The sequence below is a fragment of the Micromonospora noduli genome, assembly GCF_003264365.1.
GTDB lineage: Bacteria > Actinomycetota > Actinomycetes > Mycobacteriales > Micromonosporaceae > Micromonospora > Micromonospora noduli.
In genome coordinates, this window is record NZ_PYAK01000003.1 from 35,072 (window position 1) to 49,583 (window position 14,512).

The following is a 14,512-nucleotide window of genomic DNA, read 5'->3' on the forward strand; positions in this document are numbered from 1 at the left end:
GCCCGCTCCCTCGCTACGGCTCACGACAGGTCCACACAGACGTTCGTGAGTTCGGAGTAGAAGTTCAGCGAGTGCACGCCGCCCTCGCGACCGATCCCGGACGCCTTCACCCCGCCGAACGGGGTACGCAGGTCACGCAGGAACCACGTGTTGACCCACACGATGCCGGCGTCGAGCCGGGCTCCGGCCCGGTGCGCTACGCCCACGTCCGGGGTCCACACGGTCGCCGCCAGGCCGTACTCGGTGCCGTTGGCGAGGGCGTACGCCTCGTCCTCGGTGTCGAACGGCGCGACGTGCACCACCGGGCCGAAGATCTCCTCCCGGTTCGTGCGGGCGTCCGGGCCGAGCCCGGTGAGCACCGTCGGCTGCACGTACGACCCGCCGTCGCGGGTGTCGCCGAAGGTGGGCGTGCCGCCACCGGTGAGCACCTCGGCGCCCTCCGAGCGGGCCAGCTCGTAGGCGCCGAGCACCTTCGCCCGGTGCTGGTGGGAGATCAGCGGCATGGTGGCGGTGGCCTCGTCGGTCGGCCAGCCGTACGCCAGCTCGCCGGCCCGCTTCGCCAGCCGGGCGGTGAACTCCTCGAAGACCGGGCGCTGCACGTAGATGCGTTCGGTGCAGAGGCACACCTGCCCGCCGTTGGTGAAGCTGGACCGCACCGAGCCGGCCACCGCGGCGTCCAGGTCGGCGTCGGCGAAGACCAGGCCGGCGTTCTTGCCGCCGAGTTCGAAGCTCACCGCCTTCACCCCGTCGGCGGCGGCCCGCATGATCGCGCCGCCGGTGGCCGACTCGCCGGTGAAGGTGATCGCGTCGACGCCCGGGTGGCGGGTGAGGAACTCGCCCGCCGAGTCCGGCCCGAAACCGTGCACCAGGTTGAACACCCCGGCCGGTACGCCAGCGGCGGCCATCACCTCGGCGAGCACCGTCGCCGAGGCGGGAGTCTCCTCGCTGGGCTTGACCACGACGGCATTGCCGCAGGCCAGCGCCGGAGCCACCTTCCAGGTGAGCAGCAGCAGCGGCAGGTTCCACGGCACGATGACCGCGACCACGCCGACCGGCTTGCGCAGCGCGTAGTTGAGTGCCCGGCCGCCGGTCGGGGTGACAGTCGTGAACGACTCGGTGGGGGCGGTCGCCACGATCTCCGCGAACGCTCGGAAGTTCGCCGCGCCGCGCGGAATGTCCAGGGTGCGGGCCTGGGCGATGGACTTGCCGGTGTCGGCGACCTCGGCGGTGACCAGGTCGTCGAAGCGGCGCTCCAGCTCGTCGGCGACGCGGCGCAGCACCTCGGCGCGCTCGCGCTCTCCCATCCGGCCCCACGGCCCCCGCAGTGCCGCCCGGGCGGCGGCCACCGCGTCGTCCACAGTGGACCGCGACGCCTCGTCCACCTCGAAGACCTGCTCCCCGGTGACCGGGCTGGCCTTGGCGAACGTAGACCCGCCGTCGACGAACTCGCCGGCGACGAAGTTACGCAACCGCTGCGGGCCACTCGGCGCGTGGCCGGCCATCAGCCGCGGATCCCAGTTGCCGGTCATGCCCGCCTCCCTCGGCCCAGTGCCGCACCGATCGCGCCGACCAGCAGCAGCGCCGCCCCGCCGACTACCGCCCCGAGCACCCGGTGCTGTCGGCGCACCCGGCGGCGCACCTCCGCGTACGGGGTGGTGGAGAACGACACCAGCTCGTACTGGGAAACGTACCGGCCGGGCAGTGCCCGTTCCAGTGCGTGCTCCACCCGCCGCCGGGTCTGGAAGACCGGGGAGGCGACCTTGTCCCGCATCTCCACGAAGTTGGTCAGCGCCATCGTCGCGATTGCCTCGGCGTTCTCCTGTCGGCGCCGCTGGAACAGCGGCAGCGCCGCCAACCAGTCGTCGGCGCACTCGTCCAGGCAGCGGTCCAGCTCCACCACGTCCTCGAAGGCGCAGTTGGCGCCCTGGCCGTAGAACGGCACGATGGCGTGCGCCGCGTCGCCGAGCAGCCCGACCTTGCCGAAGACCTGCCACGGGGTACAGCGGACCGTGCCGAGCACGCCCACCGGGTTGTGCTGGTAGTCGTCGACCAGGTTCGGGGCCAGCGGGACCACGTCCGGATAGTGCTCGGTGAAGTGCCGTTCGATCTCCGCCGGGCTGGTCAGCGAGGCGAAGCTGCCGGCACCGTCGTTGGGCCAGAACAGCGTGCAGGTGAAGGAGCGGTCCGGGTTCGGCAGCGCGATCATCATCGAGGTGCCGCGCGGCCAGATGTGCAGCGCGTCCGGGTCCAGGGCGAAGTCCCCGCCCAGCGGCGGAATCGTCAGCTCCTTGTAGCCGTAGTCGAGGAAGTCCACGCTCTCGTCCAGCAGCCCGTACGCCAGCAGTTGCCCGCGCACCGCGGAGCCGGCGCCGTCGGCACCCAGCACGACCGACGCCTTCGCCGCGACCGGGCCCTGCGGGGTCTCGAAGCTCAGGGCGCCGTCGGTCGGGTCGAGCCCGACCAGCCGGTGGTCGAAGACGACCCGCACGCCCGGAAGGGAAGCGGCCTCGTCCAGCAGGGCGTTGTTCAGCGCACCCCGGCTGATCGAGTTGATCGCCCGGTCGCCGGCCGCGCTGTACGACTGGAACTGCTGCTCGCCCTCGACCGGGTGGATCATCCGGCCGCGCATCGGCAGCGCGTCGGCCATCACCTGCTCGGCCAGCCCGATGCGGCGCAACGCGTCCAGGCCGCGCTCGGAGAGCGCCAGGTTGATCGAACGACCGCGTTCGGCGGTGCCGGCGCGCGGGTCGGAGCGGCGCTCGTAGAGGGCCACCGGGTAGCCACGCCGGGCCAGGAAGCAGGCCGCCAGACAGCCGGCCAGCCCGGCACCGACGATCGCGATCTCGTCGCGCCGCGCGGTCATGCTGAGCCGCCTTTCGTTCGCGACTGCGGGGCTCGCAACCCCGGCTCACTCCTCGCGCTCACAGAGGTCGCCCCCACCGTCGAGGCGAGCGCCGCGGCGGCACGCCAGCAGTCGAGGTACGTGGAGTACAGCGGCACCGGGGCGAACCGCACGACGTCGGGTTCGCGGGCGTCGGCGATGACCCCGTGCTCGTACCGTAGGCGTTTGGTCAGCTCGTTGGCGCTGCCGGAACCGATGCGCACGGAGAGCTGGCAGCCTCGGCGGGCCGGGTCGCGCGGGGTGACCACCCGCAGCGGCCGGCCGACGGTCACCTCGTCGAGCAGTGACTCCAGCCAGCCGGTGAGGCGCTGGCTGCGCGCGCGCAGCGCGGTCATCCCCACCGCGTCGAACAGCTCCAGCGAGGTACGCACCGGACCCATCGCGAAGATCGGCGGGTTGGAGATCTGCCAGGCCTCCACAGTGGCCGGTGGCCGGGACACCGGCGTCATCTCGAACCGGGTGGCCGCCGCGGTGCTCCACCATCCCTCGAACCGGGGCAGGTTCTCGTCGCCGAGGTGCCGCTCGTGCACGAAGACGCCGGCGAGGGCACCCGGGCCGGAGTTCAGGTACTTGTAGGAGCACCACGCGGCGAAGTCGACGTCCCAGTCGTGCAGGGCCAGCGGCACGTTGCCGACCGCGTGGGCGAGGTCCCAACCGACCACCGCTCCGGCGGCCCGGCCGGCAGCCGTGATCGCCGGGATGTCCAGCAGCTCACCGGTGAGGTAGTTGACCCCGCCGAGCAGCAGCAGCGCCACCCGGTCGCCCTCGGCGGCCAGGTAGTCGGTCACGTCCTCGGTGCGCAGGGCGTCCTCACCCGCGCGCGGACGCAACCGGACCACTGTGTCGTCCGGGTCCAGGCCGTGGAACCGGGCCTGGCTACGCACGGCGTAGCTGTCCGAGGGGAACGCGGCGTCCTCGATGACGATGCGGGTGCGCGCGCCAGCCGGTCGGTAGAAACTCACCATCAGCAGGTGCAGGTTGACAGTGAGCGAGTTCATCACCACGGCCTCCGTGGGCCGGGCGCCGACCAGTCGCGCGGCCGGCCCGGTCAACAACTCGTGGTACGGCAGCCAGGGGCGCTCCGCCTCCAGGTGCCCCTCCACGCCGAGCCGCCCCCACGCGTCCAGGTCGGCCAGGAGTTCGTCGCGGGTGGCCCGAGGTTGCAGGCCGAGCGAGTTGCCGGCCAGGTACGCCGACTCGGGGTGGTCGCCACCGTCGGCCGGCGGCACGTGGAACAGGTGCCGGTGACCGGGGTCGGCCTCGTCACGGCGATGCGCTTCCGCCTCGCCAGCGGCGAGGCCCAGCGGCTCGGCTTGAGGGGTCGTCATTGCTCTTCTCGCTCTCCGGTCACATCGCGGTGCGGGCCGACCACAGCTCCGGGAAGACCACCCGGGCCATGCTGCGCTGCAACCACGCCAGGCCGGCGGAGCCTCCGCTGCCGACCTTGGCGCCCATCGTCCGCTGCACCGCCTTGACGTGGTTCCAGCGCCAGTCGCCGAACTCTTCGGCGACAGCGCTCAGCGCCTCGCCGAGCAGCCGCAGGTGATTGTCCGGGCTGGCGTCGTCGTAGATCCGTACCCAGGCCGCCTCGACCAACGGGTGCGGGTCGTGTTCGACGGCCACGTCCCGGTCGAGCAGGCCGGCGGGAAGGTCGAAACCGCGCCGGGCGAGCAGCGCGAGCACATCGTCCCAGAGGCTCGGGGTGGCCAGGGCGGCGCTCAGCTCGGCGTGCACCTCGGCCTGCCGGCGGAACGGGCGGATCAGCGTCGGGTCGCGCAACCCGAGCAGGAACTCCAACTGCCGGTACATCGCCGACTGGAAGCCGGAGGCCTCACCGAGCAGATTGCGGAACCGGTTGAAGTCGGCAGGGCTCATCCAGCGCAGGCCCTGCCAGGCGGCGTTGAGCCCCTCCAGGTGCAGCTTGGCTCGGCCCAGCGGTGCCAACGCCTCCCAGATCTGGTCGGCGCGGATCAGCCGCTGGGTCTCCCGCAGCTCGTGGCAGGTCAGCCCGAAGTACAGCTCCATGATCTGGCTGACCATCAGGAAGGACATCTCGCCAGGGTCGCTGCTGAGCGGATGCTGCATCTTGTGCAGGGCGCTGGCCTGCACGTACGCGTCGTACGGCACCATGTCGGCGAACTCCAGGGTCGGCTCACCACCGGTGCGCTCCGCCTGCGCGACGCGCTGCCCGGGGGTCACCGGTTGCACCGTGGCACGGCGGTTCGGCGGCCGCCGCTCCGTCTGATCCACCATCTCGTCTCCCTCCCCCGGACTGGCCGACGTCATGATCTCGCGGTCGGATCGGCCTGCGGAATGCCGAATCAACGGCTCTCAGCCCCTTCACCTGGCAAACCAAAGGCAACTAGGCGAAGTCGGTTCACGAAAGTAAGGTCTGAGCGTGGACGACATGGACTGGGCGCTGCTGCGCGAGTTGCAGGCCGACGCGCGGCTCTCCTTCAGCGAGTTGTCCCGGCGCGTACACCTGTCGCCACCGTCCGTCGCGGAGCGGGTCCGGCGGCTGGAGGAGGCCGGGATCATCACCGGCTACCACGCCCACGTCGACCTGAGCCGCGCCGGCCGTAGCGTGGTCGCGCTGATCCGGATGTCCTGCTACGGCGCGCGGTGCATCCTGCACGACCCGGCCGTGGCCGACTGGCCGGAGATCCTGGAGATCCACCGGATCACCGGGGACGCGTGCAGCGTGCTGAAGGTGGCGGCCGGCTCGATCGGCGCGTTCGAGGGGGTCATCGACCGTCTCGCCCCGTACGGCCAACCGTCGAGCACGATGGTCCTGTCCTCCCCGCTGAACTGGCACCCCGTCACCCCCCTCCCCGCCACCGGGCCCATCCCCCGCCCGCGCTGACCCCGCCCACAGTGCGGGTTTGCCCCAGTGCCAGCGGGAAAGCAGCGCACGTGCCCAGGGGAGGGTTCCGGCGGTCGTCGCCGGTTGGGGGGAAATCATGCAGGCAATCCGCACGATCAACCGCGCGCTCTCGTCCGTACTGACACTGGTGGGGCTGATCGGAGCGTTCGTCCTGTTGTCGGTCGCACCGGCGCGGGCCGGCGAGAACGTCTTCGTCGAGGTGACACCGAACAGCGCCCAGGCCGGCAGCCGGGTCAACATCAAGGCGAGCTGCGACAACGACAACAACAACCGGCAGTCCAGCGTGCACTCCGACGCGTTCGGGCACGTGCAGCTCAAACCGGACAGGGGCTTCCTGACCGGGCAGGCCACCATCGCGAGGGACAAGCCGGCCGGTGACTACCCGGTCGACCTGCGCTGCGAGAACGGCCAGACGGCGTCGACCACGCTGACCGTGCTGAACATGGCCTCACCGAGCAAGGGCCCGGCGACCGGTGGCGGTGGAATGGCCGGCGGTCGCGGCACCGGCTCGCTGCTGGTGCTCGGTGGCGTGGCGTTGGTGGCCACCGCGATCGTGCTCGGAATGGCCGGCGGCCGACGTCGGCCGGGAGCCGGCTCCTGAGCCGGATCACCCATGACCCGCAGATCCGCGCGTGCGCGGCCGGATCGCCGCGCCCGACTCCGGGCCGGGCCGGCGCTGCGCGCGTCCGGCCGGCTGGTGGCCCGCGTCTCCGGACGGCTGCGTCGGGTCGCCGGGCAGGCCGTGTCGGCCAGCGTCACCACCACCGACCCGGCCGCCCGGCCGCTGCCGCCGCGGCGTCCGGCCGGGCCGGGGTCGACTCGGCACCGGTTCGGTACGAGTCCCGGGTTGCCGGTGCTGGCCATCGCCGCGCTGATGGTGCTGATCGTGGCGATGCTCGGCGTCGAGCAGGTGACCGGAATGAGCCTGCTGCCGGACCGGCTCAGCGCCGGACTGCGACCGCCGCCGAAGAAGTTCCCGGTGCTGCCGGCCAGCCAGCCGACCAGCCTCGCCATCGACAAAATCGACGTGCGGGCGCCCGTACACGACGTCGGCATCGCCCCGGACGGCACGATCGCCGTGCCGGACGCGGGCCGCGCCCAGGAGGCCGGCTGGTACGACCAGGGGCCCACCCCCGGTCAGTACGGCCCAGCCGTGATCGTCGGGCACGTCGACACCACCAGCGGGCCGGCGGTCTTCCACAAACTCCGCGAGCTGCGCTCCGGTGACGAGATCGAGGTCACCCGCACCGACCAGCGCGTGGCCGTCTTCGAGGTCAACTCGGTGGAGAAGTTCGACAAGGGCCGACTGCCGGTGGACGAGGTGTACGGCGACTTCAGCCGCCCGAGCCTCCGACTGATCACCTGCGGCGGCCAGTGGGTCGGTGGCGAGACCGGCTACGCGGACAACGTGGTGGTCTTCGCCTCGCTGGTCAAGGCGCGTCCAGGGTGAGGGCGGGCAGTTCGGAACCAGGGGTCAGTTCTGGCCAGGGCTTGCCACGGGCAACCCTGCGGCCTTGGCACAGTCGAGCAGTCGCCGGTCGTAACTGACGAACGCGATAAGTGCCGTTCCGGACTCGTTTGTCAGAACCTGGGCCGTGGCGAGGTGGATAGCGTCGAGGCTGCGTAGCGTGGGCTCGGCGAACGCAGCTGCGGTCGCGCGGACAGTGCTGTCGATCTCCAGCCGGAAGAGGCGTCCGACGGCTGCCGGCACTCCGATCAACGCCTGCGGGGCTGATCGGCGCAACGCTCTGGGCACCTCAACCTCGACGAGGGCGGAGGAGGCCAGCGGGACGTCTCCGTGGCTGTTGAGCCAGGAGACGAGGTCAGCGCTGCAAGCCTCCTGCCGAACCAGCTTGACGACTGCGGCGGAGTCGAGATAAATCACCAGCGCTCCTCGTCCCGCATCTCGGCGAGCGTGGCGGCGGCGTCCACATCCTCAGCGCCGAGCTTTGGCGGAAGCGGGACAGGACCACCGCCGGTTGGAGCGACTGCCCGCCCCGCCGCCACGAGCTTGGCCAGCACCGACCTGTCGTCGCCAACCGGAACGAGTCGGGCGACGGGGCGCCCGCGATCGGTGATCTCAACCGTCTCACCACCACTCACCCGAGCCAGGACCTGACTCGTGTTCTGGTTCAGCTCTCGGACCCCGATACGCTCCACGAACACAGTGTAGAACTAAATGTTCTACACTGCGAGCCTATTCGCCTCGCTGGTCAAGGCGCGTGCCGGTGGTTGACAAGCGTCGACGTACTCGGCGAGCCCGGCGGCCCCGGTGAGCATGGCCAGGCCTCGCTCGGTGAGCCGTTGCCGCCACTGGCGCAGCGAGGCGGCGAGCGGTTCGGCACCGCCAGCGTCGCGCACTCGACGCAGCACGCCGGCGATGTGGTCGAGCCGGTACCCGCCACGGCGCAACAGGTGGGCCAGCTCGGCGTCACGGACATCGTCGGGCAGGTAGAGCCGGTAGTGGGTCACCGGGTCACGTACCGGCCGCAGCACCCCGGCCCGCTCCCATTTGCGCAGCGTGGCCGGCTGTAGACCGAGCCGGTGAGCCAGCACGCTGATCGGCACGGCTTTCTGGCTCTGCGGTTGCGGTCTCGTTCCGGTGAGCGTCGCCACCGCCGCCTCGACAGCGTCCAGAGTTTCCCGATCGCGCTGGAGCAGGGCATGGCCCTGGTCGATGGTGCGCAACGCCGTGTCGATCTCACCCCGGTTGACGGCCCTCATGATCTCGCCACTGGCCGCATAGCCGTGGCCCGGGATCAACGCGAGGTAGGCACGCAGCGCCTTGACGTGCAGCTCGGTGAAGCGACGGTAGCCGTTCGGCGTGCGCTGGGCCGGCGGCAGGACGCCGTCTCGTTCGTAGTTGCGCACGGCCTGCGCGGAGAGGCCGTGGGCGCGCGCGAGGTCGACCGGTCGGCGTACCCCTGGGTTTGAAGCTTTTGTGCCTGTCACCGCGCTCCACCGCTCGTAGGTCTCAACCGCCGGTTCAACGATACGGTTCATGGAATGCCACCTTTTCTCGACCTGCTGGCGGTATCCCCGGACCTGCTCGCGCTCGGCGAGCCGACGCACGGTGAGTCCGCCTTCCTCCAGCTCCGCAACGAGGCCTTTCTGTCGCTGGCGGAGCACGGCTACCGCTCGATCGCCCTGGAGAGCGACCGGACGGCCGGGCTGATCGCCGACGACTTCGTGCAGGGCGTCGCCGCTGTGACGCTCGACCGGGCCCTCGCCGAAGGGTTCAGCCACGGATTCGGAGCGGCCCCGGCCAACCGCGACCTCCTGCTGCGGATGCGGGAGTGGAACGCCGGACGGCCGGTCGCCGAGCGCCTGACGTTCCACGGCTTCGACGCCCCGGTGGAGTTGGAGAGCGCCCCGAGCCCGCGACACCACCTCATCCAGGTCTGCCAGTTCCTCAACCTGGACCGGGCTGCCGAGATCGACGACCTGATCGGGGACGAGGTGCTGTGGAGTGACACGGCCGCGATCTGGGAACCCGGCAGATCGGTCGGGCGCTCGATCAACGCCCAGCGACTGCGGGTGCTCGCCGACGACCTGCTGACCGAGCTGTACCTGCGGGCACCGTGGAAGTCAGCGGGCTGGCGGGCCGCGTTCGTGCACGCCACGGCCGCTGTCGCGTTGCTGCGTTACCACGCCGCAGCCGCCGCACCACTGGCCCAGGAGGAACGCTTCGCCCGCCTGGCCGCGGTCCGGGACGCGCTGATGGCCGAGAACCTGCTCGCGATCCGATCGGCCGAGGCACACCGCGGGCCCACACTGGTCTTCGCGCACAACACGCACCTCCAGCGTCACCTGAGCACGATGACGCTGGCCGACACGAAGGTGACATGGGCCGGCGCCGGCGCCATCATCGCGTCGCTGCTGGGCGACCGGTACGCGGTGATCGCCGGCAGCCTCGGCGCGAGCCCGGCACTCGGCATCGGGCCGCCCGCCGCCTCGACCTACGAGGGCCGACTTCAGCAGGAGACCAGCCTTCCCCGGTACCTGCCGACATCCGACATCGCAGCGGCCGAGCAGCGAACGCACGACTACCGCTACTTCCCGCTGGACCAGGCCACCATCGAACACGCCGACGCGGTCCTGCACGTCCCGACCGGTGTCGACACGGCCGTGCTCGCCGATCGGATCGCCGCACTGCCCGGCGTCGAGCAGGTCGTGGCGACCGAGGAGAACGGATCACCTGAGGCGGCCCGGGGCGACCGGTTCTTCTTCGTCGGCCCGGACCGCCGCCAGCCGTTCGCCACCATCGTCGAGCACGACGTGCCCGGCTTCGACGAGGCCGCACAGCTTGACCGCCCCGGCGTCTTCCGCCTCAACCTGGACCTGGGCCGGGCCGAGTTCGAGCGGCTGTTCGGCTTCCCGCCCAAGGCGTTCGAGGAGCACCGGCACGAGTTCGACTTCGCCCGACTGGACACCCTCGTGCCGCACCCGGGCTACGCACAGTACGGCTTCGCCAGCATCGTCATGCCCGGTCCGCAACTGCTGCCCGAGATCGACCGGCTACTCGCGATCGCCTACAGCCGAGCGGTCGACCGCCACGAACGCGCAGCGCGCCGGGCAATCCGCCCGCAACCCGGAGCCTGACCACGCCCGTGGTCAGGCGGCTGCCTCGGGCTCCCGCAGGTCCAGCCAGTCGGCCCAGCGGGGGTCCGGGGCGCGGTGGCCCAGCACCCGCCAGGCGGTGCCCTTCGGCGGCGCCGGCAACGCGTGCAACCGCCAACCCATCTCGGCCGGGGTCTTGTCGCCCTTGGTGTGGTTGCACCTGGCACACGCGGCGACCACGTTCTCCCAGGCGTGCCGGCCACCGCGGCTGCGCGGAAAAACGTGATCGATGGTCTCGGCCGGGCCCCGGCAGTAGGCGCACCGCCACCCGTCCCGGGCGAAGATCGCCCGGCGGGACAGCCCGACATGCGTTCGGTACGGCACCCGGACGAAGCGCGTCAGCCGGACCACTGATGGCACCGGCAGCGCGTCCCGGGCGCTGTGCAGGATGCCGTCACCGTCGGCGACGCAGACCGCCTTGGCGGAGAGGACGAGGATCGCGGCGCGACGCACCGACACGACACACAGCGGCTCGTAGGTGGCGTTGAGGACCAGCGCGCCGGAGCCCACCGTGGGTCGTATGTCAGGCATCGCGCTCACCCTCCCGGTTCAGCGGCTGCTGGGGACCGCCGCCGACCGGGGCCGGGCACAGGGGCCCACACGGTCGACGCCGGGCCGATCACCGACGTCCGTTGCGCCAATAGTCCCTGATCGGACCCCGGATTGCACGTACTAATCTCTCTTCTGGTAAGCGGATCACCCACGTCGGGACGGGCAACTGCTCCAGCCTGGGCGGACGCTGACGTGTGACACCCCCGCCGCCGGTCTCACCGGTACCGGACCTGCGCCGGCCGCCTGATCGAATCGGCGGCCGCGAGCGCGAGCTGTGGCGTCCCGCCGGTGGGTCGGCGGCGGGCGCTCGGGCCCCTTGCGGTACGAAGACAGAGTGAGTGCCGCCAGTGTGACGCCCCTAGCCCTGCCCGACGCCGTCTCGGTGAGCTGCCAGGGCAGCACCTCCTGCGAGTGGATCTACCGGATCACCGGGTCGGCCTGGTTCGCCGAGGGAAGCTACTGGATCCTGCTCAAACCGCTTCGCGTGCTGCTGATCCTGGCACTGGCGATGGTGGCCCGCTGGGCGCTGCACCGGACGATCAACCGGTTGGTCCGGACGACCACCGACGGTGCGGTGCCGACGATGCTGCGGCCGCTGCGCGAACGGGTGCCCACCGCCGCGGTCGACCCGGCCGAGTTCGTGCCCGAGCGACGGAGGCAGCGGGCCGAGGCGATCGGGTCGGTGCTGCGCAGCCTGACCACCGCGTTCGTCTTCGGCATCGCGCTGCTGATGATCCTGCGCGAGTTCAGCTTCGACCTGGCTCCGTTGCTGGCCAGCGCGGGGATCGCTGGCGTCGCGCTGGGCTTCGGCGCGCAGAGCCTGGTGAAGGACCTGATCGCCGGCCTCTTCATGCTGATCGAGGACCAGTACGGCGTGGGTGACAACGTCGACCTGGGCGAGGCGATGGGCGTGGTCGAGTCGGTCGGCCTGCGGGTCACCACGGTGCGCGACGGCCGCGGTGTGCTCTGGTACATCCGCAACGGCGAGATCATCCGGGTGGGCAACAAGAGCCAGGGTTGGGCACTCGTGGTGGTGGACCTGCCCATCGGTTTCAACAGCACCGAGGAGGCCACGGCGGTGCTCCGGACCGCTGCCGCCTCGATCGCCATGGACCCGGAGCTGTCACCGGAGATCGTGGAGGCGCCCGAGGTGCTGGGTGTCGAGCAGGTGACGGTGGACGGCGCGGTCATCCGCACCGTGGTGAAGACCACAGCGGACGGGCAGTTCGCGGTGGGCCGGGAACTGCGTCGGCGTCTCGCCGAGGCGCTGGAAAATTCGGGGATCACCGCGCAGATCGCTGCGGCCCGCATCTATCCCGGTCTGTCGACCCGTCCGTTGCCCGAGGGTGAGACCGGTCAGGGCGGCGCCACCTGACACCGCCGACACTGTCCGGCAATTCAGGGGTCGCGAGCCGGCCGGCCCCTCGGGTATCGTCCGTTCGTTCAGTCGGGGAGGCGACGAACGACCCGTTCGACCTAGCTAGTTGTCAGACGATCGGGCAGAATCCGGAGCACGCGTTCCCACCAAAGCGTGATCACATCCTCGCTGATCCGTAGATCTGACGAGCGCTTCCGGCCGGGCTGCCACGAGCGGCCGAGCCGGGGCCGATGGAGGCGACGGTGCCTGACGAGCGACCTTCCGCGGAAGGCCCCGCCACATTTCGCGAAGTCTTCGCCCAGCGCGAGTTCCGGGCTGTGTTCGTGGCTGGCGCTCTCTCCTGGGTCGGCGACTATGTCGCGAAGGCCGCCGTAACTCTGCTCGTCTATCAGCAGACCCGGTCCGTCGCGCTCTCCGCGGCTGCCTTCGCGGTCAGCTTCCTGCCCTGGCTGCTCGGCGGTCCCGTGCTCGCCGCACTCGCGGAGCGATACCCGTTCCGACGGGTGATGGTGGCATGCGACATCATCCGCATGGCGCTGATGCTGCTCATCGCCATTCCGGGCCTGCCGTACCAGGCGGTGCTGGTGCTCATTTTCGCCGCCACGCTGGCCAACCCACCGAGCCAGGCGGCGAAGTCCGCGCTGATCCCGCAGTTGCTCACCGGGGACCGACTGGTGCTGGGGCTGTCGCTGAACAGCAGCGTCGGGCAGGCCGCCCAGGTCGTGGGGTACGTCTTCGGCGCCGCTGTCGCCGCGGTCGACCCGGAGGCGGCGCTGCTGTTCAACGCGGTCACGTTCGGTCTCTCGGCGCTGCTGGTTCGCCTCGGTGTGCGTCACCGCCCGGCGGTGATGAACCCGGAGCACCGCAGCCACCTGTTGCAGGAGACCCGGCAGGGGTTCGGCATCGTGTTCCGCACACCGGTGCTGCGGGCCATCGCGGTGCTGGTGTTCAGTTCGATGCTCTTCTCGATCGTTCCCGAGGGTCTGGCCGCAGCCTGGGCCAACGACGAGAGCCGTGGCGCGGTGAGCGCGGGCACCGCACAAGCAGCGATCATGGTGGCAAACCCGGTCGGCTTCATCCTCGGTGGGTTGCTGGTGAGTCGCCTGTTCGGGCCGGCTCGCCGACTGAAGCTGATGCGGCCGCTCGCGGTGATCGCCCCGTTGATGCTCGTACCGGTACTACTCGACCCCCCGCCGCTGGTGGTAGCGCTGCTCGCCGCGCTCTGCGGGTTCGCAGTCGCCGGCATGATGCCGATGGCCAACGGGTTGTTCGTCCAGGCGCTGCCCAACGGCTTCCGAGCCCGCGCCTTCGGGGTGATGGCCACCGGCATACAGGTCATCCAGGGCCTCGCGGTGCTGGTCACCGGCATGCTCGCCGAACGGTTCCCCATTCCGATCGTGGTGGGGGTCTGGAGCGCAGCCGGGGTGGCGCTGATGGCGGTGGCCACGCTGCGTTGGCCAGACCGGCAGACGGTGGACGACGCGATCACCGCCGCCTCGTTGGCCAACGCCGATCCGCCACCCTCCGGGCTCGGCGACCCGACCAGCGACCGCCCGGTGGAAGGCACGTCCGACCCGCATGCCGGTGACGGCCACCGCCGGCACGCGGTCACCTGACAGTCGAACCGGCCCCCACCCGAGCAGGCCGGGTGCCCCATATTCGGGGTTGTCGACCCGGCGTGATCCGACGCACGCCGTGCGGGTCGGGTCGGCACCGGACGCACCTGGCAGGATGGAACGGTGACTTCCGCAGGTGAATCCGACCGTCCCGGTGCGTCGATGACCCTCTTCGAAGCGGTCGGCGGCGAACCCACCTTCCGCAAGCTGGTCGACGAGTTCTACGCCGGCGTCGCCACCGACCCCCTGCTGCGACCCATGTACCCGGAGGAGGACCTGGGCCCGGCCGCGGACCGGATGACCCTGTTCCTGATGCAGTACTGGGGCGGGCCGAACACGTACTCCGCTCAGCGCGGGCATCCGCGGCTGCGGATGCGCCACGCGCCGTTCCGGATCGGCGCGGCCGAACGGGACGCCTGGCTGCGGAACATGCGCCGCGCCGTGGACCGGCTCGACCTTGAGCCGGAGATCGCCAGCACCCTCTGGGACTACCTGGAGCGGGCCGCGTACTTCATGGTCAACGTCGAGGACGACCCGGCCAACGCCGGCTGACCCACCCC

General features: G+C 71.0%; 14 protein-coding genes and 1 pseudogene. 7 read left to right on the forward strand and 8 right to left on the reverse strand.

Annotated elements, in window-relative coordinates:
- Positions 1-20 precede the first annotated feature (20 nt).
- The 4 genes and pseudogenes from GUI43_RS03120 to GUI43_RS03135 all read right to left on the reverse strand — a co-directional run bounded on the left by GUI43_RS03120 (position 21) and on the right by GUI43_RS03135 (position 5,152).
- Entirely contained in the window at positions 21-1,502 is a 1,482-nt protein-coding gene (locus GUI43_RS03120) for a 2-hydroxymuconic semialdehyde dehydrogenase (RefSeq protein ID WP_112698019.1), read from the reverse strand.
- Positions 1,503-1,525: 23 nt separating this feature from the next.
- Positions 1,526-2,863 (reverse strand): FAD-dependent oxidoreductase, encoded by a 1,338-nt coding sequence (locus GUI43_RS03125; protein ID WP_112697955.1) that lies wholly within the window; start codon positions 2,861-2,863, stop codon positions 1,526-1,528.
- A 74-nt stretch (positions 2,864-2,937) separates the two neighbouring features.
- Positions 2,938-4,274 (reverse strand): annotated as a pseudogene (kynU, locus tag GUI43_RS03130) (kynureninase); the annotation flags it as partial.
- Entirely contained in the window at positions 4,250-5,152 is a 903-nt protein-coding gene (locus GUI43_RS03135) for a tryptophan 2,3-dioxygenase (protein ID WP_112698020.1), read from the reverse strand. The pseudogene kynU and the gene GUI43_RS03135, both read right to left, overlap by 25 nt.
- 148 nt (positions 5,153-5,300) lie before the next feature.
- Here GUI43_RS03135 and GUI43_RS03140 point away from each other — a divergent pair, with 148 nt between their 5' ends.
- The 3 genes from GUI43_RS03140 to GUI43_RS03150 all read left to right on the forward strand — a co-directional run bounded on the left by GUI43_RS03140 (position 5,301) and on the right by GUI43_RS03150 (position 7,236).
- A complete protein-coding gene (locus GUI43_RS03140; protein ID WP_112584137.1) occupies positions 5,301-5,765 on the forward strand; it encodes an Lrp/AsnC family transcriptional regulator in 465 nt (154 codons plus the stop codon).
- 97 nt (positions 5,766-5,862) lie between these two features.
- Entirely contained in the window at positions 5,863-6,387 is a 525-nt protein-coding gene (locus GUI43_RS03145) for a hypothetical protein (RefSeq protein WP_211326635.1), read from the forward strand.
- Positions 6,388-6,399: 12 nt separating this feature from the next.
- Positions 6,400-7,236: a class F sortase gene (locus tag GUI43_RS03150; protein ID WP_112697956.1), complete on the forward strand. Its 837-nt coding sequence runs from the start codon at positions 6,400-6,402 to the stop codon at positions 7,234-7,236.
- 24 nt (positions 7,237-7,260) lie between these two features.
- On the opposite strand, the gene GUI43_RS03155 is transcribed toward GUI43_RS03150, so the two are convergent.
- From GUI43_RS03155 to GUI43_RS03165, 3 genes are read right to left on the reverse strand one after another with little or no spacing between them, the layout of a single operon-like run.
- Complete coding sequence (locus GUI43_RS03155) at positions 7,261-7,671, reverse strand: type II toxin-antitoxin system VapC family toxin (RefSeq protein WP_112584135.1); 411 nt, start codon at positions 7,669-7,671, stop codon at positions 7,261-7,263.
- Positions 7,668-7,946 carry a type II toxin-antitoxin system Phd/YefM family antitoxin gene (locus GUI43_RS03160; RefSeq protein ID WP_170158668.1) on the reverse strand — a complete coding sequence of 93 codons (279 nt, stop codon included), beginning with the start codon at positions 7,944-7,946 and terminating at the stop codon, positions 7,668-7,670. The genes GUI43_RS03155 and GUI43_RS03160 overlap by 4 nt, the downstream gene beginning before the upstream one ends.
- Positions 7,947-7,970: 24 nt before the next feature.
- Positions 7,971-8,789 carry a MerR family transcriptional regulator gene (locus GUI43_RS03165; protein WP_112584133.1) on the reverse strand — a complete coding sequence of 273 codons (819 nt, stop codon included), beginning with the start codon at positions 8,787-8,789 and terminating at the stop codon, positions 7,971-7,973.
- Between the two features lie 3 nt (positions 8,790-8,792).
- On the opposite strand from GUI43_RS03165, the gene GUI43_RS03170 reads away from it, so the two are divergent.
- On the forward strand, positions 8,793-10,388 hold the full coding sequence (locus GUI43_RS03170) for a DUF6194 family protein (protein ID WP_112584132.1): 1,596 nt from the start codon (positions 8,793-8,795) through the stop codon (positions 10,386-10,388).
- Positions 10,389-10,400: 12 nt separating this feature from the next.
- On the opposite strand, the gene GUI43_RS03175 is transcribed toward GUI43_RS03170, so the two are convergent.
- Complete coding sequence (locus GUI43_RS03175; RefSeq protein WP_030488239.1) at positions 10,401-10,937, reverse strand: HNH endonuclease; 537 nt, start codon at positions 10,935-10,937, stop codon at positions 10,401-10,403.
- 403 nt (positions 10,938-11,340) lie between these two features.
- On the opposite strand from GUI43_RS03175, the gene GUI43_RS03180 reads away from it, so the two are divergent.
- The 3 genes from GUI43_RS03180 (at position 11,341) to GUI43_RS03190 (ending at position 14,504) form a co-directional block, all read left to right on the forward strand.
- Positions 11,341-12,333, forward strand: coding sequence for a mechanosensitive ion channel family protein (locus GUI43_RS03180; RefSeq protein ID WP_482805329.1), 993 nt, complete (start codon positions 11,341-11,343; stop codon positions 12,331-12,333).
- A gap of 233 nt (positions 12,334-12,566) precedes the next feature.
- Positions 12,567-13,952, forward strand: a complete 1,386-nt coding sequence (locus GUI43_RS03185) for an MFS transporter (protein ID WP_112697957.1) — start codon at positions 12,567-12,569, stop codon at positions 13,950-13,952.
- Positions 13,953-14,075: 123 nt separating this feature from the next.
- Positions 14,076-14,504 (forward strand): globin, encoded by a 429-nt coding sequence (locus GUI43_RS03190; protein ID WP_112584129.1) that lies wholly within the window; start codon positions 14,076-14,078, stop codon positions 14,502-14,504.
- Positions 14,505-14,512 lie beyond the last annotated feature (8 nt).